This is a genomic window from Streptomyces sp. NPDC019937 (assembly GCF_040631655.1).
Classification (GTDB): Bacteria; Actinomycetota; Actinomycetes; order Streptomycetales; family Streptomycetaceae; genus Streptomyces.
The window spans coordinates 15,976-42,172 of record NZ_JBEYAL010000059.1 but is presented as its reverse complement, the minus strand read 5'-3'; the positions used below and the strand labels follow the sequence as shown (position 1 = coordinate 42,172).

Annotated in this window: 12 protein-coding genes and 1 pseudogene; 5 read left to right on the top strand and 8 right to left on the bottom strand. The window is 73.5% G+C overall.

Annotated features, from left to right (window positions below):
• A pseudogene (locus tag ABZ562_RS37610) lies at positions 1–2,120 on the top strand (hypothetical protein); the annotation flags it as partial.
• Between the two features lie 10 nt (positions 2,121–2,130).
• Here ABZ562_RS37610 and ABZ562_RS37605 read toward each other — a convergent pair.
• The 7 genes from ABZ562_RS37605 to ABZ562_RS37575 all read right to left on the bottom strand — a co-directional run bounded on the left by ABZ562_RS37605 (position 2,131) and on the right by ABZ562_RS37575 (position 20,764).
• Complete coding sequence (locus ABZ562_RS37605; RefSeq protein ID WP_361488925.1) at positions 2,131–11,673, bottom strand: Ig-like domain repeat protein; 9,543 nt, start codon at positions 11,671–11,673, stop codon at positions 2,131–2,133.
• A gap of 138 nt (positions 11,674–11,811) precedes the next feature.
• Positions 11,812–13,365, bottom strand: coding sequence for an amino acid permease (locus tag ABZ562_RS37600; RefSeq protein ID WP_361488923.1), 1,554 nt, complete (start codon positions 13,363–13,365; stop codon positions 11,812–11,814).
• Positions 13,366–13,392: 27 nt separating this feature from the next.
• The gene (locus ABZ562_RS37595) at positions 13,393–14,865 is read right to left on the bottom strand and encodes an aldehyde dehydrogenase family protein (protein WP_361488921.1); all 1,473 of its coding nucleotides are present in this window, start codon (positions 14,863–14,865) and stop codon (positions 13,393–13,395) included.
• Entirely contained in the window at positions 14,856–16,013 is a 1,158-nt protein-coding gene (locus tag ABZ562_RS37590; RefSeq protein WP_361488918.1) for an aromatic ring-hydroxylating dioxygenase subunit alpha, read from the bottom strand. The genes ABZ562_RS37595 and ABZ562_RS37590 overlap by 10 nt, the downstream gene beginning before the upstream one ends.
• Positions 16,014–16,086: 73 nt before the next feature.
• Positions 16,087–18,576: an FAD-dependent oxidoreductase gene (locus tag ABZ562_RS37585; protein ID WP_361488916.1), complete on the bottom strand. Its 2,490-nt coding sequence runs from the start codon at positions 18,574–18,576 to the stop codon at positions 16,087–16,089.
• Complete coding sequence (locus ABZ562_RS37580; RefSeq protein ID WP_361488913.1) at positions 18,576–19,661, bottom strand: S-(hydroxymethyl)mycothiol dehydrogenase; 1,086 nt, start codon at positions 19,659–19,661, stop codon at positions 18,576–18,578. The genes ABZ562_RS37585 and ABZ562_RS37580 overlap by 1 nt, the downstream gene beginning before the upstream one ends.
• A 305-nt stretch (positions 19,662–19,966) precedes the next feature.
• Complete coding sequence (locus ABZ562_RS37575; RefSeq protein WP_361488910.1) at positions 19,967–20,764, bottom strand: IclR family transcriptional regulator; 798 nt, start codon at positions 20,762–20,764, stop codon at positions 19,967–19,969.
• Positions 20,765–20,913: 149 nt separating this feature from the next.
• Between ABZ562_RS37575 and ABZ562_RS37570 the strand changes: the two genes are divergently transcribed.
• Both ABZ562_RS37570 and ABZ562_RS37565 read left to right on the top strand, forming a co-directional pair.
• Positions 20,914–21,252: a bifunctional 3-phenylpropionate/cinnamic acid dioxygenase ferredoxin subunit gene (locus ABZ562_RS37570; RefSeq protein ID WP_055556460.1), complete on the top strand. Its 339-nt coding sequence runs from the start codon at positions 20,914–20,916 to the stop codon at positions 21,250–21,252.
• A complete protein-coding gene (locus tag ABZ562_RS37565; RefSeq protein ID WP_361488928.1) occupies positions 21,252–22,487 on the top strand; it encodes an FAD-dependent oxidoreductase in 1,236 nt (411 codons plus the stop codon). Before ABZ562_RS37570 ends, ABZ562_RS37565 begins: the two co-directional genes overlap by 1 nt.
• Here the strand turns inward: ABZ562_RS37565 and ABZ562_RS37560 are convergent.
• Positions 22,435–22,851, bottom strand: coding sequence for a hypothetical protein (locus tag ABZ562_RS37560; RefSeq protein WP_361488907.1), 417 nt, complete (start codon positions 22,849–22,851; stop codon positions 22,435–22,437). The genes ABZ562_RS37565 and ABZ562_RS37560 overlap by 53 nt on opposite strands.
• A 375-nt stretch (positions 22,852–23,226) precedes the next feature.
• Between ABZ562_RS37560 and ABZ562_RS37555 the strand changes: the two genes are divergently transcribed.
• Both ABZ562_RS37555 and ABZ562_RS37550 read left to right on the top strand, forming a co-directional pair.
• Positions 23,227–25,764, top strand: coding sequence for a nitrate- and nitrite sensing domain-containing protein (locus tag ABZ562_RS37555; protein WP_361488904.1), 2,538 nt, complete (start codon positions 23,227–23,229; stop codon positions 25,762–25,764).
• Entirely contained in the window at positions 25,761–26,186 is a 426-nt protein-coding gene (locus ABZ562_RS37550; protein ID WP_055556454.1) for a roadblock/LC7 domain-containing protein, read from the top strand. Before ABZ562_RS37555 ends, ABZ562_RS37550 begins: the two co-directional genes overlap by 4 nt.
• Positions 26,187–26,197 lie beyond the last annotated feature (11 nt).

Here is a 26,197-nt window from a genome sequence, read left to right as displayed (position 1 = left end):
GGCTCGCCGAGCTGGCGGCCGCGGCCGAGGGCGCCGCCGAGGCCGCCGAGGCGGCGCAGCGGGAGCTGGCGGAGGCGCGCACGGCGCGGGCCGAGGCGGACGAGGCGGCCACCGAGGCGGCCCGGGTCCGGGACGAGCGGCAGGAGGCCGCCCAGCGGGCCCGCCGGGTGGCGGACGCGCTGGCGGGGCTCGCGTACCGGCTGCGTGAGCGCGCCACCTGGCAGACCCGGCTGCGCGAACTCGCCGACGAGGCGGCCGAGGCCGAGGAGCAGGCCGCCGCCTGCGTGGACCGGGCGCGCGCCGCCGACGAGGACCGGCGCGCGGCCCAGCGCGCGGCCGACGACGCGCACCGCACCGCCCGCGCCCTGCGCGCCGAGCGGGCGGAGATCGCGGGGGCGCCCGACGACCTCGGCGAGGACACCGAGCCGCCCACCGCGTCGCTGCCCGCGCTCCGCGAGGCGTACCGCACGGCGTCCCAGGTGTACGAGAAGGTCGGCGTCGGCGCCGATCTGCGGGCCGAACAGGCCCGCGCGGAGAGCGACGAGAGCGCGGCGCTCGCCACCCTCGACCGGCTCACCAACAAGGTCCGCACCCGCGCCGCCCAGCTGCTGGAGGGCACCGACGGCGCCGACGGCCCGTCCCGGCAGGCCGCGGCGGCCCGCGCCGAATCGCTGGTCCAGATGCTGGAGACCCGCGCGTCGGCGGCGAGCGAACAGCTCGGCAGGCTGCGCGGCGAGGCCGAGCGGCTGGCCCCGGCCGACGGCGACGACGCCCACACCGCCCTGCCGGAGGAGATGGTTCCAGCCGATGCGGAGCAGGCGAAGGAGCTGCTGCGCACGGCCAACGCCGAGCTGGCGGCCCGCACGGACGCGCTGGACACCGCCCGCACCGCCCACGCCGACCTGCTGCGCGCCCACCGCTCCGCCGAGGACGCGGCGGGCGGCTTCGACGAGACCGCCGCCCTGCTGCGGGACCTGCTCCGCGAGGGCCCCGGCGCCGAGGACGACGGCGAGCGCCCCGACCCGTACGCGGGCGGCCTCGACGAGGCCCGGCAGGCGGCCACCGAGGCCCGCCGCTCGCTGCGCGGCTGCGCGGCCGATCTGTCGGGCGCCGAGTCGGCGGTCCGGGAGGCGAGCGACGTCCTCGTACGGCACGCCAACTCCACCCGCTACGAGCAGGTCCGCACCCCCGCCCGCCAGCAGATCCGCGAACTGCCCGCGGCCGCGCTGCCCGAGCACGCCGCCGCCTGGGCGGACGCGTTCGCGCCCAGGCTGCGGGTGCTGACCGACGAGCTGGAGCAGCTGGAGCGCAACCGGGACTCCATCGTCGACCGGCTGCGCGGCCTGGTCGAGTCGTGCCTGGCCACGCTGCGTTCGGCGCAGCGGCTCTCCCGGCTCCCGGAGGGGCTCGGCGAATGGTCGGGGCAGGAGTTCCTGCGGATCCGGTTCGACGACCCGGACCAGGCGACGCTCACCGAGCGGCTGGGCGAGGTCATCGACGAGGCGACCCGCTCGGCGGTGAAGAAGAACTCCGACCTGCGCCGGGACGGCATGTCCCTGCTGCTGCGCGGTGTCTCCGCGGCGCTCCAGCCGCGCGGGGTGGCCGTGGAGATCCTGAAGCCGGACGCGGTGCTGCGCGCGGAGCGGGTGCCGGTGGGGCAGATGGGCGACGTCTTCTCCGGCGGCCAGCTGCTGACCGCCGCCATCGCCCTGTACTGCACGATGGCCGCGCTGCGCAGCAACGACCGGGGCCGCGACAAGCACCGCCACGCGGGCACGCTGTTCCTCGACAACCCGATCGGCCGGGCCAACGCGACATATCTGCTGGAGCTCCAGCGGGCGGTCGCGGACGCGCTGGGCGTCCAGCTGCTCTACACGACGGGGCTGTTCGACACGACGGCGCTGGCCGAGTTCCCGCTGGTGATCCGGCTGCGGAACGACGCGGACCTGCGGGCCGGGCTCAAGTACATCAGCGTCGAGGAGCATCTGCGGCCGGGCCTGCCGGCCCAGGACCCGGAAGGGGAGCAGGTGCACGGCCAGATCACCGCGACGCGCATGTACCGGCGCCCGGAGGGGGACACCGGCGGCGCGCCCGCCGGGGCACCGGCGGACGGTCCGTGAGCGCGCCGGGCTACGCCTGGCCGGTGGTGACGGTCTGCGTGGTGGTCCCGGCGGACGCCGCGTAGTCGACGCTGCCGTTGTAGTTGGCGGTGACGGTGTACGTGCCCTTGGGCAGCGGGTTGAACGTCGCGGAGGCGGTGCCGTTCACCAGGGGCACGGTCTGCGGGGTGCGCCCCGGGATGGCGATGGTGACGGTTCCGGTGGGGGTGCCCGTGCCGGGGGAGACGGCGGTGACGGTCGCGGTGACCGTCACCGGGTCGCCCGTCGTCGACGGGTTCGGCGAGGAGACCACGGCGGTCGTCGTGGACGCCTTGTTCACGGTCTGTGCGGTGGTGCCGCTGGACGTCGCGAAAGTGTCGCTGCCGTTGTAGGTGGCCGTGACCGTGAACGGGCTGCCGGTCATTGTCGTGTAGGTGTGGGTGACGGTGGCGACGCCCAGGGAGAGGGGCGCGGTGGTGGTGCTGGTGCCGTCGCCGAAGGAGAAGGTGACCGTACCGGTCGGGCTGCCGGCCGTGGACGAGACGACGGCCCTGATCGTCACCGGCTGACCGACCACCGAGGGGCCGGTGATCGACGTGACCGTCGTGGTGGTCGCCGCCTTGGTGCTGATGGTCTGGGTGTCGGTGCCGCGGGAGGTGGCGTAGTTGGTGTCGCCGTTGTAGGTGGCCGTGATGGCGAACGGGCTGCCGGTCCTGCTGGCGTAGGTGTGGGTGACGGTGGCGACGCCGCCGGAGAGGGTGGCGGTGGCGGCGGTCGTGCCGTCGCCGAAGGTGAAGGTGACCGTGCCGGTCGGGGCCCCGGCCCCGGGGGCGACCGCCGCGACCGTCGCGGTGATGGTCACCGACTGCCCGGCCGTCGAGGGGTCGGGGGAGGAGGTGACGGCGGTGGTGGTGGCGGCCTTGTTGACGGTCTGGGTGTCGGTGCCGCTGGAGGTGGTGAAGTTGGTGTCGCCGTTGTAGGTGGCCGTGACCGGGTACGGGCTGCCGGTGGTCGTCGTGTAGGTGTGGCTGACGGTGGCGATGCCGCCCGAGAGGGGCGCGGTGGCGGCGGTCGTGCCGTCGCCGAAGGTGAAGGTGACGGTGCCGGTCGCGGTCCCCGCCCCCGGCCCCACCGGGGAGACCGTGGCGGTGAGCGTCACCGGCTGGCCGGCCACCGAGGGGTCGGGCGACGAGGCCACGGCGGTGGTGGTGGCGGCCTTGTTGACGGTCTGGGTGTCGGTGCCGCTGGAGGCCGTGAAGTTGGCGTCCCCGTTGTAGGTGGCGGTGATGGCGTACGGACTGCCGGACGTACCGCCGAACACATGGGTGACGGTCGCGACCCCACCGGACAGCGTGCCGGACGCCGCCCCCGTGCCGTCGCCGAAGGTGAAGGTGACGGTGCCGGTCGGGGTCCCGGCGCCGGGCGCCGTCGCCGCGACGGTGGCGGTGAAGGTCACCGCCTGGCCCGCCACCGAGGGGTCGGGGGAGGAGGTGACGGCGGTGGTGGTGGCGGCCTTGTTGACGGTCTGGGTGTCGGTGCCGCTGGAGGTGGTGAAGTTGGCGTTTCCGTTGTAGGTGGCGGTGAGGGGGTACGCGGTCCCGGACGTACCGCTGAACACATGGGTGACGGTGGCGACGCCGCCGGAGAGAGTGGCGGTGGCGGCGGTCGTGCCGTCGCCGAAGGTGAAGGTGACGGTCCCGGTCGGGGCTCCCGCCCCCGGCGCGATCGCCGCCACCGTGGCGGTGAGCGTCACCGGCTGGCCGACCGTCGAGGGGTCGGGGGAGGAGGTGACGGCGGTGGTGGTGGCGGCCTTGTTGACGGTCTGGGTGTCGGTGCCGCTGGACGTCGTGTAGTTGGCGTTCCCGTTGTAGGTGGCCGTGATGGTGAACGGGCTCCCCGAGGCCCCGCCGTAGGTGTGGGTGACCGTCGCCAGTCCGTTGCTGACCGGAGCGGTGGCGGCGGTCGTGCCGTCGCCGAAGGCGAAGGTGACGGTGCCGGCCGGGGTTCCGGCCCCCGGGGCCACGGAGGCCACCGCGGCGGTGATGGTGACGGGCTGGCCGACCACCGAGGGGTCGGGCGAGGAGGTCACGGCGGTGGCGGTCGACGCCGGGGTGACGGTCTGGGTGTCGCTGCCGCTGGACGACGCGAAGCTGCTGTCCCCGCCGTAGCCGGCCGCCACCGGATACGGGCCGCCCGCACTCGTGTACGTGTGGCTGATCCTGGCCACGCCGCCGGAGAGCGGCGCCGACGCGACCGGACTGCCGTCGCCGAAGTCGAACGTGACGGTCCCGGTGGGCACCCCGGCGCCCGGCGCGCCCGGTGCCACCGTCGCGGTGAACGTCACCGGCTGGCCCACCACCGACGGGTCGGGGGCGGAGGTCACCGTCGTGGTGGTGGACGCCGGGGTGACCGTCTGGGTGTCCGTGCCCGTGGAGGAGCTGAAGTTGGTGTCCCCGCCGTAGTCGGCGGTGACGGTGTAGGGGCTGCCCGCCGCGCTCGCGTACGGGTGGGTGGCGGTCGCCACGCCGCCGGAGAGCGGCGCCGACGCGACCGGACTGCCGTCGCCGAAGTGGAACGTGACGGTGCCGGTGGGCACCCCGGCGCCGGGCGGGGTCGGGGCGACGGTCGCGGTGAACGTCACCGCCTGGCCGGTCACCGAGGGGTCCGGGGAGGAGACGACCGTGGTCACGGTGGTGGCGGCCCCGGCCGACACCGTGTGGGTGTCGGTGGCCGTGGTGGGGGCGAAGTCGGCGTTCCCGCTGTAGGCGGCCGTCGCCGTGTACGGGCTGCCGGAGCTGTCCGCGTAGGCGTGGGTGGCGGTCGCCACCCCGCCGGACACCGGCGCCGTGACCGTGGGGGATCCGTCGCCGAAGGTGAAGGTCACGGTCCCGGTGGGGACGCCCGCGCCCGGAGCCGCCGCCGAGACCCGGGCGGTGAAGGTGACCTGCTGCCCGGCCACGGACGGGTCCGGGGAGGACACCAGGGTCATGGTGGTCGGGGCCGGGCCGACGGTCTGGGTGTCGGTGCCGGTGGAGGCGGTGAAGTCCGGGTTGCCGGCGTAGTCGGCGGTGATGGTGTAGGGGCTGCCGGAGGTGCCGGCCCAGGTGTGGGTGACGGTGGCGGTGCCGCCCGTCATGGGGGCGCTGACGGTGGGGGTGCCGTCGCCGAAGTGGAACGTGACCGTGCCGCTGGGGGTTCCGGCGCCCGGCGCGGCCGCCGTGACGGTGGCGGTGACGGTGACCGGCTGGCCCGCCACCGAGGGGTCGGGCGAGGTGGTCACGGTGGTGGTGGTCGGGGCCGGGCCGACGGTCTGGGTGTCGGTGCCGGTGGAGGCGGTGAATCCGGCGTCCCCGCCGTAGTCGGCGATGATGGTGTAGGGGCTGCCGGAGGTGCCGGCCCAGGTGTGGGTGACGGTGGCGGTGCCGCCCGTCATGGGGGCGCTGACGGTGGGGGTGCCGTCGCCGAAGGTGAAGACGACGGCGCCGGTGGGGGTTCCCGCGCCGGGCGCGGCCGCCGTGACGGTGGCGGTGACGGTGACCGGCTGGCCCGCCACCGAGGGGTCGGGCGAGGAGCTGACCACGGTCGTCGAGGAGGCGGGTCGCACGGTGTGGGACTCGGTGCCCACCGAGCCGGTGAAGTCGGTGTCGCCGCTGTAGGTGGCGGTGGCCGTCACGGGCCCGCCGGTGGCGCTCGTATAGGTGTGCTGGGCCGTCGCCGTGCCGTCCGTCATGGGTACGCCGGCCGTGGGGGTGCCGTCGCCGAAGTCGAACGTCACCGTCCCGGTCGGCGATCCGTTCCCCGGGGCGCCCGGCACCACATGGGCGATGAACGTCACCGGCTGGCCCGTCACCGACGGCTCCGGCACCGCGATGAGGGCGGTGGTGGTCGCCGCCCGGCCCACGGTCTGCAGGTCCGTGCCCGCGGAGCCGGTGAAGTCCGCTCCGCCGTTGTAGGCGCCGGTGATGGTGTACGGGCTTCCCGCGGCGCTCTCCCACACGTGGGTGACGGTGGCGGTGCCGCCCGTCACGGGGGCGTCGACGCTGGGGGTGCCGTCGCCGAAGTCGAAGGTGACCGTGCCCATCGGGCTCCCGGCGCCCGGCGCGACCGGCACCACCGTGGCGGTGACGGTGACCGGCTGGCCCGCCACCGAGGGGTCGGGCGAGGAGGCCACGGCGGTCTTCGTCGACGCCGGGCCGACGAAGTGGGTGTCCGCCCCGGTGGAGGCGGCGAAGTCGGCGTCGCCGCCGTAGTCGGCCGTGAGGGTGAACGGGACGCCCTCGGTGTCGTCCCAGACGTGGGTGGTCGTCGCCTCGCCGTCGGTGAGGGGCACCGTGACCGGCGCCGTACCGTCGCCGAAGTCGATGGTGACGCTGCCGGTCGGGGTGCCGCCGCCGGGTGCCGCCGCCGTGACGGTCGCGGTGACGGCCACCGGCTCGCCCACCAGGGAGGGGTCCGGCTCGGTGACGAGGGCCGTCGTGGACGGGGACTGGACGACGGTCTGCGAGGCGGCGCCGCTGGAACCGGTGAAGTTGACATCGCCGCCGTAGACGGCCGTGACCGGGTACGGACTGCCGGACGTACCGGCGTAGGCGTGGATGGCGGTCGCCACCCCGGCGACGACGGGCACCGCGGCCGGGCCCGTGCCGTCGCCGAAGTCGAAGGTCACCGTGCCCGTCGGAGTGCCGCTGCCCGGCGCCTGCGGGGCCACGATCGCGGTGAAGGTGACCGTCTGGCCGGAGACGGACGGGTTCGGCGCGGAGGCCACGGTGGTGGTCGTGGCGGCCTGGACCACCGTCTGGGGTTCGGTGTCCACCGAGGTGGTGAAGTCGCCGCTGCCGTTGTAGGTGGCGGTGATCGAGTACGGGCTGCCGACGGTGCTGGTGTAGGCGTGCGTGACGACGACGGCTCCGCCGGTCAGCGGCACGGTGGCGGGCGCGGTGCCGTCGCCGAAGGCCACGGTGACGGTGCCGGCCGGGGTTCCGGCGCCCGGCGCCACCGCCGCGACCGTGGCGGTGACGGTCACCGGCTCGCCCACCACCGCGGGGTCCGGCTGCCCTGTCAGCGTCATGGTGTTCGCGCTCGGCAGCACGGTCTGGGCGTCCGTGGCGTCGGACGCGGTGAAGTCGGCGCCACCGTTGTACGCGGCCGAGATCGTGTACGGGCTCCCGGCCGTGGTGGTGTACGCGTGCGTGACCGTCGCGAGACCGCCCACGGCGTTGACGGTGACGGCCGGGGTGCCGTCGCCGAAGTCGAAGGTGACCGTGCCGAGGGGGGTGCCCGTCGCCGGGAGGACGGTCGCGACGGCCGCGGAGACGGTCACCGGCTGGCCGGCCCGGGAGGGGTCCGGTGATGAGGAGACGCTGATGGTGGTGTCCGCCGGGTTCACGGTCTGGCTGTCGGTGTCGGTGGAACCGCTGAAGCTCGCGTCCCCGTTGTAGGTCGCGGTGACGGTGTACGGGCTGCCCGCGGTGTGGGCGTACGCGTGGACGGCGATCGCGACTCCCGCGGTGAGGGGCGCCCGGATCGGGTCGGTGCCGTCGCCGAAGTCGAGTGTGACCGTGCCGCTCGGGGTCCCGGTGCGGCCCGGGGCCGGGGCGACGGTCGCGGTGACGGTGACCGGCTCACCCGTCATGGAGGGGTCCGGGCCGGTGCTGACCGTGGTCGTCGACGGGGCCCGGGTGACCGTCTGGGTGTCGATCCCGGCCGACCCCGCGAAGTTGGTGTCGCCGCTGTAGATCGCGGTGATCGGGTACCCGGCGCCGGCGGCGGTGTAGGTGTGGCTGACCGACGCCGCACCGCCCGTGAGCGGAACGGTGGAGGTGGCGGTGCCGTCACCGAACCTGAACGTCACCGTGCCGGTCGGGGTGCCCGAGGCGGGCGGGACGGCCACCACGGTCGCGGAGATCGTGACCGCGTCGCCCACGACCGACGGGTCCGGTGTGGAGGTCACCGTCGTCGCCGTGGTGGATACGCTCACCTCCACGTCCTGCACGGTGGTCCCGGTGGAGGCGGCGAAGTCGGCGTCGCCGTTGTAGGTGGCGGTGACGGTGTACGGGCTGCCCGCCGTACTGGTGTAGGCGTGCGCCGCCTGGGCCCGCCCGCCGGAGACCGCCGCGGTGACGGGCGCGGACCCGTCGCCGAAGTCGAACGTGACCGTGCCGGACGGGTCACCGGCGCCCGGGGGCGTCGGCGACACCCGCGCGAACATCGTCACGGTCTGGCCCACCGCCGACGGATTCGCCGACGACGTCACCCGGGTGACGGTCGAAGCGGGCGCGACGACGTGGCTGATGGTGTCCTCGGAGGGCGCGAAGTCCGCGTCGCCGCTGTACGCGGCGGTGATGGTGTAGGGGCTGCCGGCCGCGCTGGCGTAGGCGTGGGTGACCGTCCCCGAGCCCCCCACGAGCTGGGCGGTGACCACCGGGGTGCCGTCGCCGAAGTCGAAGGTGACCGACCCGGTCGGGACGCCGGACGCGGACGCCTCCGGAGTCACGGTGACCGTCACCGTGGCGCCCGTCACGGACGGTTCGGGCGAGGCGGTCACCGTGGTGGTCGTCGAGGCCTGCTCCACGCTCTGGAGCGTGGTGCCGGTGGACGCCAGGAAGTTGGCGTCGCCCCCGTAGGTGACGGTGACCTGGTAGGGGGTGAGCGACGCGTGGGCGTAGGCGTGGGTGGTGCTCGCGGTGCCGCCGGACAGCGGCACGGTGGCGGGCGCGGTGCCGTCGCCGAAGTCGAAGGTGGCTGTGCCGGTCGGGGTGCCGGCGGCGGGCGGCACCGCGCCGACGGCCGCCGTGAACGTGACCGTCTGGCCGGTCACCGAGGGCGACGGTGAGGCCGTCACCGTCGTCGCCGACACGGCCGGGGCGATCTCGCTGGAGTCCGTGCCGGTCGAGGCGTTGAAGTTCCCGTCCCCGCTGTAGGCGGCGGTGACGGTGAGCGGGCTCTCCGTCACGTCCGGGCTGGTGTGGCGGGCCATCGCCGTACCGCCCACGACGGGAGCCGTGACGTCCGGGCCGCCGTCGCTGAACGCGAACGTCACGGTGCCCGTCGGCGCACCGGCCGCCGGGGACTCGGGCACGACCTGCGCCACGAACGTCGCCGGCTGCCCCACGGTGCTGGGGTCGGGCGCGGAGCTGACGGCGGTGGCGGTGTCGGCGGAGACGACGCTCTGGGTGTCGGTGCCCGAGGAGGCGGTGTAGTCGGCGTCGCCGTTGTAGGTCGCGGTGACGGTGTAGTCGTCGGCGGTGGAGTAGGCGTGGGTGGTGCTCGCGGTGCCGCCGGTGAGGGACGCGGTGACCGGCGGGGTGGCGTCGCCGAAGTCGAAGGTGACCGTACCCGTGGGGGCACCGGCGCCGGGCGGTACCGCGGCGACGGTGGCGGTCACGGTGACCTCCTGGCCCACCGTGGACGGGTCGGGCGCGGTGGCGACGGCGGTGGTGGTGGCGGCGGGCTGGACGGTCTGGGTGTCGGTGCCGACGGAGGCGGTGAAGTCGGTGTCGCCGTTGTAGGTGGCCGTGACGGGGTAGCCGTCGGCGGCGGTGTACGTGTGCGGGGCGGCGGCGGTGCCACCGGTGAGGGGCACCGTGGCGGTCGGGGTGCCGTCGCCGAAGTCGAAGGTGACCGTACCCGTCGGGGTGCCCGCGCCGGGCGGTACGGGGGCGACGGTGGCGGTCACGGTGACCTGCTCGCCCGTCGCGGACGGATCGGGCGCGGAGACCACGGCCGTCGTCGTCAGCGCCTGGCCCACCGACTGGCTGTCCGTCTCCGCCGAGGGCGTGAAGTTCGCGTCCCCGTTGTAGGCCGCGGTGACCGGGTACGGGCTGCCCGCGGCGCCGGTGTACGTGTGCGGGGCGGCGGCGGTGCCGCCGGTGAGCGGGACCGTGGTGGCCGGGCTGCCGTCGCCGAAGTCGAAGGTGACGGTGCCGGTGGGGGTGCCCGCGCCGGGCGGTACGGCCGTGACCGTCGCCGTGGCGGTCATCTGCTCGCCCACGACCGACGGGTTCGGCGCGAGGGCCACCTCGGTGGTGGTCGCGGCCTGTTCGACGGTCTGGGTGTCGGTGCCGCTGGACGCGGTGAAGTCGGCGTCACCGCTGTAGGCGGCGGTGATCGTGTACGGGCTTCCGCCGACGTCCGCGTACGCGTGGTTCACGGCCGCCGCCCCGCCCGACAGCGGCAGGGTGGTCACGGGGGTGCCGTCGCCGAAGTCGATGGTCACCGTGCCGGTCGGCGTACCGGCTCCCGGCGCCACGGGCGCGACCTGGGCGACGACGGTGACCGGCTGCCCGGGCTGGGACGGATCGGGCGCGGCGGTCACCGCCGTGGTGGTCGCCGCCTGGCCGACGGTCTGGGTGTCCGTCCCGCTGGAGGGGATGAAGAGGGCGTCGCCGCGGTACGACGCGGTGACGGTGTACGGGGTGGCCGACGGGTCGGCGTAGGCGTGGGCCACCGTGGTGCCGCCGCCGGTGAGGGCGGCTGTCACCACGGGAGTGCCGTCGCCGAAGTCGAAGGTGACGGTGCCGGTCGGGGTGCCCGTGGTGGGCGGCTCGCCCACCACGGTGGCGGTGAAGGTGACCGCCTCGCCGACCACCGAGGGGTCGGGCGCCGAGGTGACCGTCGTCTCCGTGGGTGCCTGGTAGCCGAAGGCCCCGGGGACCGTCACGCTGCCCCCGGGGGTGGTGACCGTGATGTCGGCGGCCCCGGCCGTGCCCGGCGGCGTCACCACGACGAGCAGGGTGTCGGAGAACGTGCGGAAGGACGCCGCCGGGACGCCGCCGACCGTGACGGCGGTGGTGCGGGAGAGCGCGGTGCCGGTCACGAGGACGGTGGTGCCACCCGCGATCGGGCCTGTCCGGGGGGAGAGGGCGGTGACCGTGGGCACGGCCACGTAGGTGTAGAGCAGCCGGTTGCTGATCCCGCCGGTCGTGGTGACGTAGACCGGGACGGTGCCAGGGCCCGCGGCCGGGGGAGCGGCCACCAGGAGCTGCTGGTCGGAGACGGCGGTGGGATGAGCGGTGGCGTCGCCGAAGTTCACCAGCAGCGCGGTGGAGAGGTTGTTGCCGTGGAGGTCGACGATGTTGCCGCCGCCGATCGGACCGGCGGCGGGCACGATGCCCTGCAGGCTGGGCCAGCGCAGATAGAAGAAGTAGCCGATGCGGGCGGTGCCGCCGGGCGTGGTGACGGTGACGGGAACCGCCCCGTTCCCGGGCGGCGTCACGGCCATGATGGTCGCGTCGTCGAGGACGGTGAAGCTCGCCGCCGGGCGGGGACCGAAGCGCACGTCCGTGGCACCGGTGAAGTGGTGGCCGATGAGGGTGACCACGGTGCCGCCGGTGTAGGGGCCCTGGTTGGGGAAGACGCCCGAGAACGGGTTGAGCAGGTCGAAGTCGCCGAAGGGCCCGGCCGTGAGCACGCCCGTGGGGACCGCCAGACGGCCGGAGAGGCCCGGCGCCATGCGCGGGGCGCGCCCTCCGGCCAGGTGGACGACCGTGCGGGAGGCGGGGTCGATGACGGCGACACGTTTCCCGAGGCGGTCGGTGAGGACGATGAGCCCGTCCGGGCGATGCGGAATGAGCATGACGGCGCGCCTTCCACTCCTCCGGAAAGGATGGGCGGCCCGCCGGAAACTGACGGACCCAGTAACCCATTCCGGTGAGGCGCAAGGCAACGCCGCGCACCCCGCATCACCCGAACGGCGGAGCGTGGAGAGGGCCGGTCAGACCTTGGCGGCCGCCGAGACGCCGCTGTCGCCGGCGCCCCCGCCCGCCGCCGCGTGCTCGGCCAGCACGCCCGTACGGTGGCGCTGGACGAACCAGTAGTAGGCGAAGCCGCCGAGCGCGACCGTCCCCACGAAGAGGAACGCGCCCCAGCGCAGATACCAGTGGTGCGGGGGCGCCGCGTTGTAGACCGCGTCGCGCGGCCAGGCCAGGTTGAGGGTCATGCCCGCGCCCCACAGCACCGCGAGCACATTGACCGGCAGCCCGAACCGCCCGAGCGAGAACCGCCCCTCGCCCGCCGGAGTCCACCGGCCGCGCACCCGGGCCACCAGCATCGGCAGGGTCACCAGCAGATACGCCACGTAGATCATGATGATCCCGATGCTGGTCACCACCGAGAAGATCTGCGGCTGACGGATGTTGACGGCCAGCACGGCCAGCGCGAGCAGGCCGACGATCACCGCGGGCAGCACCGGGGTCTGGAAGCGCGGGCTCACCCGGGCCATCAGCGACGCGGCGGGCAGGTTGTTGTCCCGGGACATCGCGAACGCCAGCCGTACGGCCGCCGTGTGCACCGCCAGCGCGCACACCGTCACCGCGATCAGCACGCACCACAGCATCGCCTTGCCGACCGTCGGCCCCAGCACGTCCAGCACCACGTACTGCAGACCGTCCGTGGACAGCCCCTTGCCGGTCAGGCTCCCGACGCTCATCAGCGCCAGCAGCAGGATCAGCCCGCCCAGCACGAAGGACGCGATGAGCGCGCGCAGGATCGCCCGGGGCGCGTTGCGCGAGGGGTCCAGGGATTCCTCGCCGAGGGAGGCGGCGGTGTCGAAGCCGTACATGACGTACGCGGAGGCCAGCGAGGCGGTGAGGAAGGCGCCCAGATAGCCGAGGTTCTGCCCGGAACCGGTGTGCGCGGTGTCCGTGACGACGCCCGGGCCGCGCACCACGTGGACGGCGAGGAGGACGATCAGCACGACCGTGGCGACGAGTTCGAGGAACACCCCGGCCGTGTTGATCCGGGCCATCAGCTTGACCCCGAAGGCGTTGACCAGCGTGGTGAAGAGGATGAGCACGGCGGCCAGCAGCACCGCGTTGGTCGCCGTGTCGTACGTACCGGAGCCGTCCCCGATGAACTGGAACGACGAGGAGATCTGCGGCAGCGTGAGCTGATAGGCCAGGGCGACGGCGGCCAGCGACACGATGGAGGCGACCAGCATCATCCACCCGGCCAGCCAGCCCACGTGCGCGTTGCCCAGCCGCTTGGACCAGTTGTAGACGGATCCGGCGACCGGATGGCGGGCGGCCAGCTCGGCGAAGCACAGCGCGACCATGAGCTGTCCGGCGAACACCATGGGCCAGGACCACCAGTAGGCGGGTCCGCCCTGGGCGAAGCCGAAGTAGAAGAGCTGGAAGGTGCCGGTGAGGATGGAGATGTAGCTGATCCCGGCGGCGAAGGTGTGGAAGCTGCCGAGGGTTCTCTTCAATTCGGGGCGGTAGCCGAACTCGGTGAGCTCGGCGTCATCCTGTGCTGTGGACAAGGTGGACACTCCCCTATCGGGCGGGCGCTGCGTGGATCAGGTGAACCAACCCTGCGGCCTGGGGTGGGTGTTGCACCAGATGTGTTTCGCCTCCCGGTATTCGGCCAGCCCGCTCGGCCCCAGTTCCCGCCCCGTCCCCGACTGCTTGAACCCGCCCCACTCCGCCTGCGGCACCGAGGGGTGGTAGTCGTTGATCCATACGGTGCCCAGCCGCAGCCGGGACGCGACCCGCCGCGCCCGCCCCTCGTCGCAGGACCACACCGCCCCGGCCAGCCCGTACACCGTGTCGTTGGCGAGCCGTATCGCCTCCTCCTCCGAGGTGAAACGTTCCACCGTGAGGACCGGCCCGAAGGACTCGTCGGCCAGCACCGACATCCCGCTGTGGCACGAGTCGAGCACCGTCGGACGGTAGTAGAAGCCGTCCCGCAGCTCCGGATCCTTTGGCCGGGCGCCGCCGCAGCGCAGCCGGGCGCCCTCCGCGAGCCCGGTGGCCACGTAGGCCTCGACCTTGGCCCGGTGCGCGGCGGAGATCAGCGGACCGGTCTGGGCCCGCTCGTCGAACGGCCCGCCGAGCCGGATCCTCCGGGCGCGCCGCACCACCTCCTCCACGAAGGCGTCGTGCACCGGGTTCTGCACCAGCAGCCGGGCACCGGCCGAGCAGACCTGCCCCGAGTGCAGGAAGACGGCGGTGAGCGCGTAGTCGACGGCCGCCTCGAAGTCCGCGTCCGCGAACACGATGTTGGGGTTCTTGCCGCCCAGCTCCAGAAAGGTCCGCTTGACCGTGCCGGAGGCCGCGGCCATGACGCGCCGCCCGGTCCGCAGCCCGCCGGTGAAGGACACCAGGTCCACATCGGGGTTGTCGGTGAGCGGGGCGCCCGCCTCGGCGCCCGGCCCCAGCACCAGATTGGCCGCCCCGCCCGGCAGCCCCGCCTCGTCCAGCAGCCGCATCAGCGCGATGGCCGTGGACGGGGTCAGCTCGCTGGGCTTGAGGACGATGGCGTTGCCCGCGGCGAGCGCGGGCGCCACCTTCCACGCGGTCTGCAGCAGCGGATAGTTCCACGGGGTGATCAGCGCGCAGACCCCGACCGGTTCGTGGACGACCCGGCTGACGGCGCCCTCGGTGCCGGTGTCCACGACCCGGTCCGCCTCGGTGCGCACCAGCTGCCCGTAGTAGCGGAAGCACGCGATCACATCGTCGACGTCCCCCTCGCTCTCCACCAGCCGCTTCCCGGTGTCCAGGGACTCCGCCCGGGCCAGGGCCGCCCGGTCCCGGGCCAGCAGACCGGCGACCCGCAGCAGCAGGTCCCCGCGGTCGGCGACCGGGGTACGCGGCCACGGGCCGTGGTCGAACGCCCGCCGGGCGGCGGCCACCGCCTCGGCCGCGTCCTTGCCGCCGCCCTCGTCGACGACCGCCACCAGCGAGCCGTCGGCCGGACATCTGATCTCCCGGGTGCGCTCGTCGACCGCCCCGGTCCACTCGCCGCCTATGAAGAGATCCCTCACGGGCATTCCTCCCCTTCCGGGCCCGGGACCCGGTCGGTCACCCATCGGTGGAAGGCCCCGATGTGGTGCTCGCTGGGCACGAGCACCCCGCCGCGGCGGTACGCGCGCGAGTCCATGGCGGGCTGGGTGCGCTCACAGGCGTCGAAGTCCTGGACGTTGACCCGGTGGAACAGCTCGACCGACTTCGACAGGTCCCGCTCCGACGCCACCACCTCCGGCGCGTACAGCCAGTCGCAGCTGATCAGCGTGCGGTCGGCGGCGATCGGGAACATCCGGTGGACGATCACATGGTCGGGGACCAGGTTGAGGAAGACCTGCGGCCGCACGGTGATCGCGTAGTAGCGGCGGTCCTGTTCGTCGGCGATGCCGCTGAACCGGTCGAAGCCCGCGCTGCCGTCCACCGTGAACCCCTGGGCCTCCTCGGCGAACTCGGCACCGTGCCCCACGAAGTACTGCGCCGCCAGGCCGTCGGCGAACTCCGGCAGCACCTCGGTGAGTTCGGGGTGGATCGTGGCGCAGTGGTAGCACTCCATGAAGTTCTCGATGATCAGCTTCCAGTTGGCCTTGATGTCGTAGTCGATCCGGCGGCCGAGCGACAGCCCCGCCACGCCGTACCGCTCCACGGCCCCGGCGTCGCCGAGCCGCTCGGCGACCGCCCCGACGACGGTCTCCTCGAACGACGGCGGCTCATCGGCCAGGCACACCCAGGCGTACCCCAGCCATTCGCGCAGCCGCACCGGCAGCAGCCCGCGCTCGGTGCGGTCCACATCGGGCATGCTCGTCAGGTTCGGGGCGGCGGTGAGCCGACCGTCCAGGTCGTACGTCCAGGCGTGGTACGGGCACTGGAGCGAGCGCCGCACCGTGCCCGACTCCTCGGTGCACAGCCGGGCGCCGCGATGGCGGCAGATGTTGAGGAACGCGCGCAGCTCACCGGCGCGGTTACGGGTGATCAGCACGCTCTCGCGGCCCACCCGCACGGTGCGGAACGCCCCCGGCCGGTCCAGATCGGCGCTGCGCGCCGCGCAGAACCACATCGCCTCGAAGAGGTGCTCCTGCTCCCGCCGGAAGACGGCGGGGGAGGTGTACCAGTGGCCGGGGAGGGTGCTGATCAGGCTGGGGGACGTGGCGGCGGGGGATTCGGGAGCCACGGTCATGGAATTCTCCGTAAGGTGGGCGCGGCGGTGGTCGGCCGACGGGAGGTCGAGGAGGTCGATCGGGCGCGGGGGGTCACCGGCGGATGCGGTCCATGCCCGGATCGAAGAGGGGCTCGGTGGCGACGGTCGCGGGGACCTTCTCCCCGAAGTACTCGATGTGGACGGCGGTGCCGGGGACGGCCACGTCGGCGGGCAGCCAGGCGTAGGCGACGGTGCGGCCGATGGTGTAGCCGTACGCGGCGCTGGTCACGTAGCCCGCGGGCCGCCCGGTCTCGCCGACGGCGTACACCGGCTCCTTGCCCATGACGATCGCGGCCGGATCGTCCAGGGTGAGGCAGGCCAGCCTGCGCCGCGCCGTCTCCTCGCCGCGGCCCTCCAGGGCCGCGCGCCCGACGAAGTCGCCCTTGTCCATCCGGACGGCGAAGCCGACGCCCGCCTCGTACGGATCGTGCTCGGTGGTCATGTCATGGCCCCAGGCCCGGTAGCCCTTCTCCAGCCGCAGGCTGTTGAAGGCGGAGCGGCCGGCGGCGATCACCCCGTGCCGCTGCCCGGCCTCCCACAGCGTGTCCCACAGCCGCAGGCCCAGGTCGGCGGTGGTGTACAGCTCCCAGCCCAGCTCGCCGACGTAGCTCAGTCGCATCGCGGTCACCGGGACATGGCCGATGTAGGTGCGCCGGGCCTTGAAGTAGCCGAACGCCCGGTGTGAGAAGTCGTCCGGGGTCAGCGGCTGGACCAGTTCCCGGGCGAGCGGGCCCCACACCCCGACGCAGCAGGTGCCGGGCGTGATGTCGGCGATGTGGACGCCGTCGGGCGCGTGGCGCAGCAGCCAGTCCAGGTCGAGGCCGCTGTTCGCGCCCACCTGGAAGCTTTCGTCCGCGAGGCGCGCGACGGTCAGGTCGCTGCGTACGCCTCCGGCCTCGTCCAGCAGCAGGGTGTAGGTGACCGCGCCCGGCTTCTTCGCGAGCTGGTTGGTGGTCATGCGCTGCAGGAAGTCCAGGGCGCCGGGGCCGGAGACCTCCAGCCGCTTGAGCGGGGTCATGTCGTACAGCGCGACCCGCTCCCGGGTGGCCTTGGCCTCGGCGGCGGCGATCGGCGACCAGTAGCGGGCCGACCAGGCGTCGCGCGCGGGCAGTTCGAGCCCCTCGGCGAGCGGGGCGTTGGCCTCGTACCAGTGCGGCCGCTCCCAGCCCCCGCCCTCCAGGAAGTACGCGCCCAGTTCCCGCTGGCGCTCGTAGAAGGGGCTGACCCGCAGCGGGCGCGGCCGCTCCATGGGCTGCAGCGGGTGGATGACGTCGTAGACCTCGGCGAAGCTCTGCGCACCGCGCTCGGCGATGTAGGCGGGGGAGGTCTGGGCGTCCTCGAAGCGGTACGGATCGCATGCGTGGACGTCGATGGACGGCCGTCCGTCGGTCATCCACTCGGCGACGGCCTTGGCGACGCCCGCGGAGTGGGTCACCCACACCGCCTCGGCCAGCCAGAAGCCGCGCACCTCACGGGACTCGCCGATGACCGGCATCCCGTCGGGGGTGAAGGAGAAGACCCCGTTGAAGCCCTCCTCGACGCGGCTCGCGCCGAGCGCCGGGATCAGCCCGACGCTCTCCTCCCAGCTGGGCGCGAAGTCCGCCTCGGTGAACGGCAGCGAGGACGGCATCACCGGCGCGTCGTCGTAGGCGGGCACCGCGGCCGGGTCGACCGGCATCGGGCGGTGGGCGTAAGTGCCGATGCCGATGCGGTCGGTGTGCTCGCGGAAGTACAGATCGCGGTCCTGGAAGCGCAGCAGCGGCCGGCTCGCCTCGGTCCGCGGGTCGTTCACCCCGGCCAGCTCCGGCAGCGGCGCGGTCTTCGCGTACTGATGGGCCAGCGGCAGCAGGGGGACGCGGACGCCCGCCATCGCACCGATCAGCGGCCCCCAGAACCCGGCCGCCGAGACGACGATGTCGGCGGGGAAGGTGCCCCGGTCGGTGACGACGGCGGTGACCCGGCCGCCCTCCTGCTCGATGCCGGTGACGGTGTGCCGCTCCAGGAAGCGGGCGCCGCGCGCGGTGGCCCGCTCCATCTGGGCACGGCAGGCGAGCAGCGCGCGGGCCAGCCCGTCGTCGGGGGTGTGGAAGCCGCCGAGGATCTTCTCCGGATCGAGCAGCGGCCACAGCTCGGCGCACCGGGCGGGGGTGAGCAGTTCGCCCCGGACGCCCCAGGACGCGGCGAGCCCCGCCTTGCGGTGCAGATCGGCCCAGCGCTCCTCGCTGGTGGCGATCTCCAGACCGCCGACCGGGTTGAAGCAGGACAGTCCGTCGGCCTCCAGCGCGGAGAACTTCTCCACCGTGTAGACGGCGAACTCGGTGAGGGTCTTGGAAGGGCTGGTCCGGAACACCAGCCCGGGCGCGTGCGAGGTCGAGCCGCCGGGGGCGGTCAGCGGGCCCTGCTCCAGGATCGTGACCCCCCTCCAGCCGCGGGCGGTCAGCTCGTCGGCGAGCGAGCAGCCGACGATCCCGGCGCCGACGATGACGACGCGCCGGTCCTTCTGATCACCGGTCACGTTCCCGGCCGTCACATCCCTGGTCATCACAGCACCACCACCGAGCGCAGCACCTCACCGCGCTGCATCTTGGCGAACGCGGGTTCCACCTCGTCCAGCGAGATCGTCTCGCTGACGAACGCCTCCAGGTCGAGCTTGCGGCTGAGGTGGAGGTCGACCAGGACGGGGAAGTCCCGGCTGGGCAGACAGTCCCCGTACCAGGACGACTTGAGCGCGCCGCCCCGCCCGAACACGTCGATCAGCGGCAACTCGATGCGCATCTCCGGGTCCGGCACCCCGACCTGCACCAGCGTTCCGGCCAGATCGCGCATGTAGAAGCCCTGGCGGTAGGTCTCGGGACGGCCCACCGCGTCGATGACGATGTCGGCGCCCACGCCCCCGGTCAGCTCGCGGACCGCCTCGACCGGGTCCGTACCCCGGGAGTTGACGGTGTCGGTGGCGCCGAAGCGGGTGGCCGCGTCCAGCTTGGCGTCGTCGATGTCCACGGCGATCACCCGGCGCGCCCCGGCCAGCGCGGACGCGGCGATCGCCGCGTTGCCGACCCCGCCGCAGCCGATCACCGCGACGGTGTCGCCGTTGGACACCCCGCCGGTGTGCACGGCCGCGCCGTAGCCGGCCATCACCCCGCAGCCGATCAGCCCGGCCGCCTCGGGGCGGGCCGACGGGTCGATCTTCACCGCCTGCCCCGCCGCGACCAGCGTCTTCTCGGCGAACGCGCCGATGCCGAGCGCCGTGCTCAGCCGGGTGCCGTCGGCGAGGGTCATGGGCTGGGCGGCGTTGCGGCTCTCGAAGCAGTACCAGGGGCGGCCGCGGCGGCAGGAGCGGCAGGCGCCGCAGGGCGCGCGCCAGGCCAGCACCACGTAGTCGCCGGGGGCCAGCCCGGTGACCCCCGGGCCCACGGCCTCGACGATCCCGGCCGCCTCGTGTCCGAGCAGATACGGGAATTCGTCGCCGATGGCGCCGTCCCGGTAGTGCAGATCGGTGTGGCACACCCCGCACGCCTGGACCCCCACCAGCACCTCGCCGGGTCCGGGATCGGGCACGAGGACCGGCAGCACCTCCACGGGTGCGGCCCTTTTCAGCGCGACGACGGCGCGGACTTCTTGCGGCATGGCTCACTCCTCTGTTCTCCTGCGCTGGCAGGGACCGGTGCGTGGGAGCTGGCACGAGCTGGCATGAGCTACGGGGAAGAGGTGGGGAAGCCAGCCGGTTCAAGGGCCGCTGGTTACCCCTCAGTTGCGTATGGCGCGGCGTGTTGCGCGATGAGGGACATCCTGAAAGCCGCGTCCACGACGCGTCAAGAGGTACGCGAAAACCGTCCGTAAACCAGCGCTGACAGTGGGTTTCCCCTCCAGCGCACGACGAAGGGGCCGGATCGGATCCGGCCCCTTCGGGTGGGTCGATGGACGTTATCCGGTCAACCGGGGAAGCCCATGCGGCGGGACAGCTCCTCGGCGGTCTTCATGGCCTGCTCGGCGAGGTCCAGCAGCTGGCTCTGGGCCATCCGGTACACCGGCCCGGACACGCCGATGGCGCCGATGACCGCGCCGTCGTGGCCGCGCACCGGGGCCGCGACCGCGTTCAGCCCGATCTCCAGTTCCTCGCACGAGTAGGCGAAACCGCGCTCGGCGGCGGTCTCCAGCTGCTGCCGCAGCTCGGCCGATGTGGTGATGGTGTGTTCGGTGAACCGCGGCAGCTTCCGCGTCACCAGACGCTCCCGCCGCTCGCCGCTCAGATGGGCCAGCAGCATCTTGCCGCTGGCGGTCGCGTGCAGCGCGGTGCGCCGCCCCAGCCAGTTGTAGGCCGTGACGGCTGCGGCCCCGCGCGCCTGCATGATGTTGACCGCCGCGTCCCCGTCCAGGACCGCGATGTTGGCCGTCTCGCCGGTCTCGTCGGCCAGCGCCCGGCACACCGGGGCGCCCTCCTGCGAGATGTCGAGCCGGATGGCGGCCGCGCCCGCCAGTCTCAGCACCCCGGCGCCCAGGTAGTACTTCCCGCGGTCGCGCTCCTGGTCCACCAGGCCGCGGTTCTCCAGCACGCCCAGCAGCCGGAACGCGGTCGACTTGTGCACTCCCAGCTCATCGGCGATCTCGGTCACTCCGGCCTCGCCGAGTTTGGCGAGGATCTCCAGGACGCTGACCGCCCTGTCCACCGACTGCACTGCCCCGGCGGCCCCCCGCTTTTCCTCGGCCCGGTCCTCGGTCGTGTTCGTCATGGGTCTGATCTCACCATCCGGCGGCTCCGAGTGGGGCCTCTCGACGGGCAACTCTTGACGGCTGCCTTCCTAATCTGGATTCTGTTGCGCATCGCGCATTTCGATGCGCCATTCACAACGCATGATACCGATCAACGTGAGGGGGGCCAATGATTCCCGTCTGCCGTATCGAGGATCTGCCGGAAGGCGAGTCGGTGCGCATCGAGGCCGGCGACAGCCACGCGGCGATCGCGGTGTTCCACTCCGAGGGCGCGTTCTACGCCGTCGACGACACCTGCAGCCACCAGGACGCCTCCCTCTCCGAAGGCTGGGTCGAAGGCTGCTACGTCGAATGCCCGCTGCACGCCGCCCTGTTCGATCTGCGCTCCGGCATGCCCACCTGTCTGCCCGCCCGCAAACCGGTACGGACGCATGCCGTCACGGTGGTCGACGGAATGCTCCATGTCCACCCCCTGGTGCCCGCCGCCCAGGAAGAAGCCGTCGCATGATGCGGACGGTCACCGTCGTCGGGGCCTCGCTCGCGGGACTGCACGCGGCGCGGGGCCTGCGCGACCAGGGCTACGACGGGCGGCTGGTGATCGTCGGCGAGGAGCGCCACCGCCCGTACGACCGCCCTCCGCTGTCGAAAGCGTTCCTGACCGGTGAGGACCCGACCGGTGAGGGCCCGACCGGTGACGGCGAGCCGGACGGCGGCCTCGGCCCGCTCGCTCTCACCGGCCCCGAGGACGACGCCGAACTGGACGCCGAGTGGCTGCTCGGCGTCCGGGCCGACCGGCTGGACCCCGCGGCGGGCACGGTCGGACTGGCCGACGGCCGCACCCTGCGCACCGACGGCGTCGTCATCGCCACCGGGGCCGCGCCCCGGACGCTGCGCGCCGCCGCCCCGCCCGGGGTGCACACCCTGCGCACCCTCGACGATGCCCGGCGGCTGCGCGCCGAGCTGAGGGCGGGGGCGGAGCGGGTGGTCGTCATCGGCGCCGGTTTCATCGGCGCCGAGGTCGCCTCCTCCTGCGCCGCGCTCGGTCTCGACGTGACCGTGGTGGAGGCCGCGCCGCTGCCGCTCGTCCCGCAACTGGGGGAGCGCATGGCCCGGGCGTGCGCCGCGCTGCACGCCGCGCACGGCGTGACCCTGTTGTGCGGCACGGGCGTCGCCACCCTGCGCGGCAGCGACCGCGTCACCGGCGTCGAACTCGCCGACGGCCGGGTGCTGCCCGCCGACGTGGTGGTCGTCGGGGTCGGGGTGCGCCCGGTCACCGGATGGCTGGAAGGCTCGGGACTGGCCCTGGACGACGGGGTGCTGTGCGACGAGGGCTGCGCCACCGCGCTGCCGTCCGTCGTCGCCGTCGGCGACGTGGCCCGCCTCGCCCTGCCCGGTACGGGACGCACCGTACGGGCCGAGCACTGGACCAGCGCCGCCGAACAGGGCGCGGTCGCCGCCCGCAACCTGCTCGCCGGGACCACCGTCCAGCCGTTCGGCGCGCTGCCCTACTTCTGGTCCGACCAGTACGGCGCGCGGATCCAGTTCGCCGGCCGGCGCGAACCCGGCGACACCGTCCGGATCGCGGAGGGCGACCCCGATGAGGGCGCGGACCCCGGCGCCGGCTTCCTCGCCGTCTACGAGCGCGACGCGGTCCCCACCGCCGTCCTCGCCGTCAACCGTCCCAAGCCGTTCACGCGGCTGCGCCGCGAGCTCGCCCGCGCTCCCCGGCTCGCCGCGCGCTGACCGCCTCCTTACGGGCCCGCCGCCGCTGCCGGCGCATCTCCCGCGCCGTGCTGCTGGGCCGGGACACCACCCCGTAACGCTGGTTCCACACCTGGCGGGTCACCCAGACGTCCAGCACTCCCCAGGTCGCCACCACCGTGCTCGCCACCGCGATGAGCACGGCGGGGAAGGCGAACCACGAACCGGCGAACGCGCACAGCACCGCCACCATCGCCAGCACCATCGTCACCGCCACGATGATGACCGCCCGCACCGCCGACGTGCGCACCGGATCGGGCAGCCGCCGTCTGCGGGCCGGCTCCTCGGTCCACAGCCGGCGGGCCCCTGGTGCCGGGATGTCGCGATCCTTGTCCAAGGCGTCCATGACGTTCCCACCCCTTTCGGCGCTGCCCCGGTCCGGTCGGTCACACATGGCGGGACTTGGGTCGTATGCACCCCTAGTGTGCCTTGTTGGATCACGAATGGCAGCGATCGGCGGTTCCCGTGGGGAGAGGAAATCCGGCCAACGGTGTCCGGCCCTGCGCGCACCGTGACGGGCGTCGGTGTGCGCTGCCACGGGGCTTAAGTCCGATAATCACCTGACAACTGGTGATCATCGAATGTGGAGAGTTGCCGGAAGCCGTAGGACAAGCCTTCGGAATGACCATTCCTCAGTAGTAGGCTCGCGCCGCTCGTTGTCGCTCGTTGTCCGAGAACATCAGTCACCGCCCCGGCCCCCGGGGACGACGTTGGGGAGGCCATGCACTTTCGCGGGAAGTCCATCCGCAGGAAGATCGTGGCGCTGTTGCTGGTGCCGCTTGTCTCGCTGACGGCGATCTGGGCCTTCGCGACAGTGATCACCGGCCGGGAGGCGCTGCAACTGCTCGACGCCTCCGCCATCATCGACAAGGCGGGCCAGCCCGCCGAGGACGCCGTGCACGCCGTCCAGCAGGAGCGCCGTCAGACCCTGATCCTCCTCGCGGACCCACGCCAGTCCGACGCGCTGCCCCTGCTCCACACCCGGCAGCGCACCACCGACGAGGCCATCGGACGGCTCCGCGACGCCGAGTCCGACAGCGCCCTGCACGACCGGATGAACAGCGAGTCCGAGGATCTGCTCGACGACGTCCTCAAGGCATCCGAAGGCCTCGACAGCCTGCGCCGGAAGGTCGAGGACAACGGTACCTCGCGGACCGCCGCCTATGAGTATTACAACAAACTCGTCGAGCTCTGTTACGCGTTCCGCAGTTCGCTGCACGCCGTGCCCGACACCGACCTGGACAAGCAGGGCCGCGCGCTGGTCGCCATGATCCGAGCCCGGGAGGCGCTGTCCCGGGAGGACGCCCTGTACGTCTCCGCGCTGACGGCACGGAAGCTGACGCTGAACGACCTCAAGTCGATGTCCGACCTCATCGCCGAGCGCACCCTGCTCTACAACACCAACCTGCCGATCCTGCCCGCCTCGGAGCAGAAGATCTTCGCCGACTACCGGCGCACCAACGCCGCCCCCGCGGCGCTGCGCATCGCCGAGGGCAGGATCCTGGCCACCATGGAGCCGAGGCAGGCCATCGGCGCCATGGACCGGGAGCACTGGGAGAACGCGGCCGGGCCCGTCCTCAATGACTACGACCGGCTGGGCGACGAGGCCACCGACCGGCTCCAGAAGCGCATCGACCCGGTGGCCAACAGCGTCCTGCTCAAGGCGGGCGCCGCCGCCATCCTCGGCCTCCTCGCGTTCGTCGTCTCGGTCGTCGTCTCCGTCCGGATCGGCCGCGGCCTGGTCCGCGACCTGTCCCGGCTGCGCGACGACGCCCAGGAGGCGTCCAGCGTCCGGCTGCCGAGCGTGATGCGCCGCCTCGGCGCGGGCGAGCCGGTCGACGTCGAACGCGAGGTGCCCCGCCTGCGGCACGGCTCCGACGAGATGGGCCAGGTGGGCCAGGCGCTCAACACCCTCCAGCGGGCCGCCGTCGAGGCCGCCGTCAAACAGGCCGAACTGCGCCGGGGCGTCTCCGACGTCTTCGTCAACCTCGCCCGCCGCAGCCAGGTGCTGCTGCACCGCCAGCTGACCCTGCTGGACGCGATGGAGCGGCGTACCGAGGACACCGACGAACTCGCCGACCTCTTCCGGCTGGACCACATGACCACCCGCATGCGGCGGCACGCCGAGGGCCTGGTCATCCTCTCCGGCGCGGCCCCCGCCCGGCAGTGGCGCAAACCCATCCAGCTGATGGACGTCGTGCGCGCCGCCGTCGCCGAGGTCGAGGACTACGAGCGGATCGAGATCCGCAGGCTGCCCCGGGTGGCGGTGAACGGCCCCGCCGTCGGCGACCTCACCCACCTCATCGCCGAACTCCTGGAGAACGCCACCGTCTTCTCCCCGCCGCACACCGCCGTCCAGGTGCACGGGGAGCGGGTCGCCAAGGGCTTCACCCTGGAGATCCACGACCGGGGCCTCGGTATGACGCCCGACGCCCTGACCGAGGCCAACCTCCGGCTCGCGGAGACCCCCGAGTTCGAGCTGTCCGACACCGACCGGCTCGGTCTGTTCGTGGTCAGCCGGCTCGCCCAGCGGCAGGGCGTACGGGTCTCGCTCCAGCCCTCCGCGTACGGCGGCACCACCGCCGTCGTGCTGATCCCGTCCGCCCTGCTCACCGAGGCGGGCTCCGGCGGGGACCGCGCGGACGCCGACACCGGCCGCCACGAGCGGCGGAAGCGGGACGCCGCCCTGCCCAAGCAGCGCAGGCCCCGCGGCCCGTCCCCGTCCGTGGTGAGCGAGCCCTCCGCCGAGCAGCACCAGCAGGCGTCCGACAGCCGCTCCGGCGCCCGCGACGGCGGCCCCGCGCCGCTGCCCCGCCGCGTGCCGCCGGTGCTGGTCTCCGACCACGGCCACCCGGTCGACGGCGGCGGCAGCGGCGGCGGACGGCACACCCGGCCCTCCTGGGCCGACCGGACACGGCATCCGGAAACGGACCCGGAGGCCGGGAACGACGGCGAGGACCGGCGCCAGGACCAGGCGCCGGCCCCGGAGCGTCCGGCGCCGGAGCGCCGGCCCGCCTCCGGGCTCCCCAAGCGGGTACGGCAGGCGAGCCTCGCCCCGCAGTTGAAGGACGACCCCGAACCACCGGCGGAGGGCGGCCGATACGCTGCCGACACCGATCCCGAACGCGATGCCGAACAGGCGAGGGCCACCATGGCCTCGCTGCAACGGGGATGGCAGCGCGGTCGGCGGCAGACGGCCACCGGTCCCGGCGGTTCGGACACGGCACCAGGAACGAGAGATGAGGGGGACGGGCGATGACCGCATCGAACGCCGCAGCACGCAACGGATCGGCACCGTCGGGCGAATTGAACTGGCTGCTCGACGAACTCGTGGGCCGCGTCGGCAGCATCCGCAAGGCGCTGGTGCTCTCCGGCGACGGACTGCCCACCGGCGGTTCACGGGATCTGTCCCGGGAGGACGGCGAGCACCTGGCCGCCGTGGCCTCGGGATTCCACAGCCTCGCCAAGGGGGTCGGCCGCCACTTCGACGTCGGCCGGGTCCGGCAGACCGTCGTCGAGCTCGACGACGCCTTCCTGTTCGTCACCTCCGCCGGTGACGGCAGCTGCCTCGCGGTGCTCGCCGATGCGGACTCCGACGTCGGACAGGTAGCCTATGAGATGACGCTGCTGGTCAAGCGGGTGGGAGCGCATTTGGGCTCCGCCGCGCGATCCGGTGGGTGACGGAGGCGGGG

Bases quoted from the DNA above. Each gene is read 5' to 3' on its own strand.
- ABZ562_RS37605 (WP_361488925.1), bottom strand. From the start codon at position 11,673: ATGCTCATTCCGCATCGCCCGGACGGGCTCATCGTCCTCACCGACCGC.
- ABZ562_RS37595 (WP_361488921.1), bottom strand. From the start codon at position 14,865: ATGCCCGTGAGGGATCTCTTCATAGGCGGCGAGTGGACCGGGGCGGTC.
- ABZ562_RS37590 (WP_361488918.1), bottom strand. From the start codon at position 16,013: ATGACCGTGGCTCCCGAATCCCCCGCCGCCACGTCCCCCAGCCTGATC.
- ABZ562_RS37585 (WP_361488916.1), bottom strand. From the start codon at position 18,576: ATGACCAGGGATGTGACGGCCGGGAACGTGACCGGTGATCAGAAGGAC.
- ABZ562_RS37580 (WP_361488913.1), bottom strand. From the start codon at position 19,661: ATGCCGCAAGAAGTCCGCGCCGTCGTCGCGCTGAAAAGGGCCGCACCC.
- ABZ562_RS37575 (WP_361488910.1), bottom strand. From the start codon at position 20,764: ATGACGAACACGACCGAGGACCGGGCCGAGGAAAAGCGGGGGGCCGCC.
- ABZ562_RS37570 (WP_055556460.1), top strand. From the start codon at position 20,914: ATGATTCCCGTCTGCCGTATCGAGGATCTGCCGGAAGGCGAGTCGGTG.
- ABZ562_RS37565 (WP_361488928.1), top strand. From the start codon at position 21,252: ATGCGGACGGTCACCGTCGTCGGGGCCTCGCTCGCGGGACTGCACGCG.
- ABZ562_RS37560 (WP_361488907.1), bottom strand. From the start codon at position 22,851: ATGGACGCCTTGGACAAGGATCGCGACATCCCGGCACCAGGGGCCCGC.
- ABZ562_RS37555 (WP_361488904.1), top strand. From the start codon at position 23,227: ATGCACTTTCGCGGGAAGTCCATCCGCAGGAAGATCGTGGCGCTGTTG.
- ABZ562_RS37550 (WP_055556454.1), top strand. From the start codon at position 25,761: ATGACCGCATCGAACGCCGCAGCACGCAACGGATCGGCACCGTCGGGC.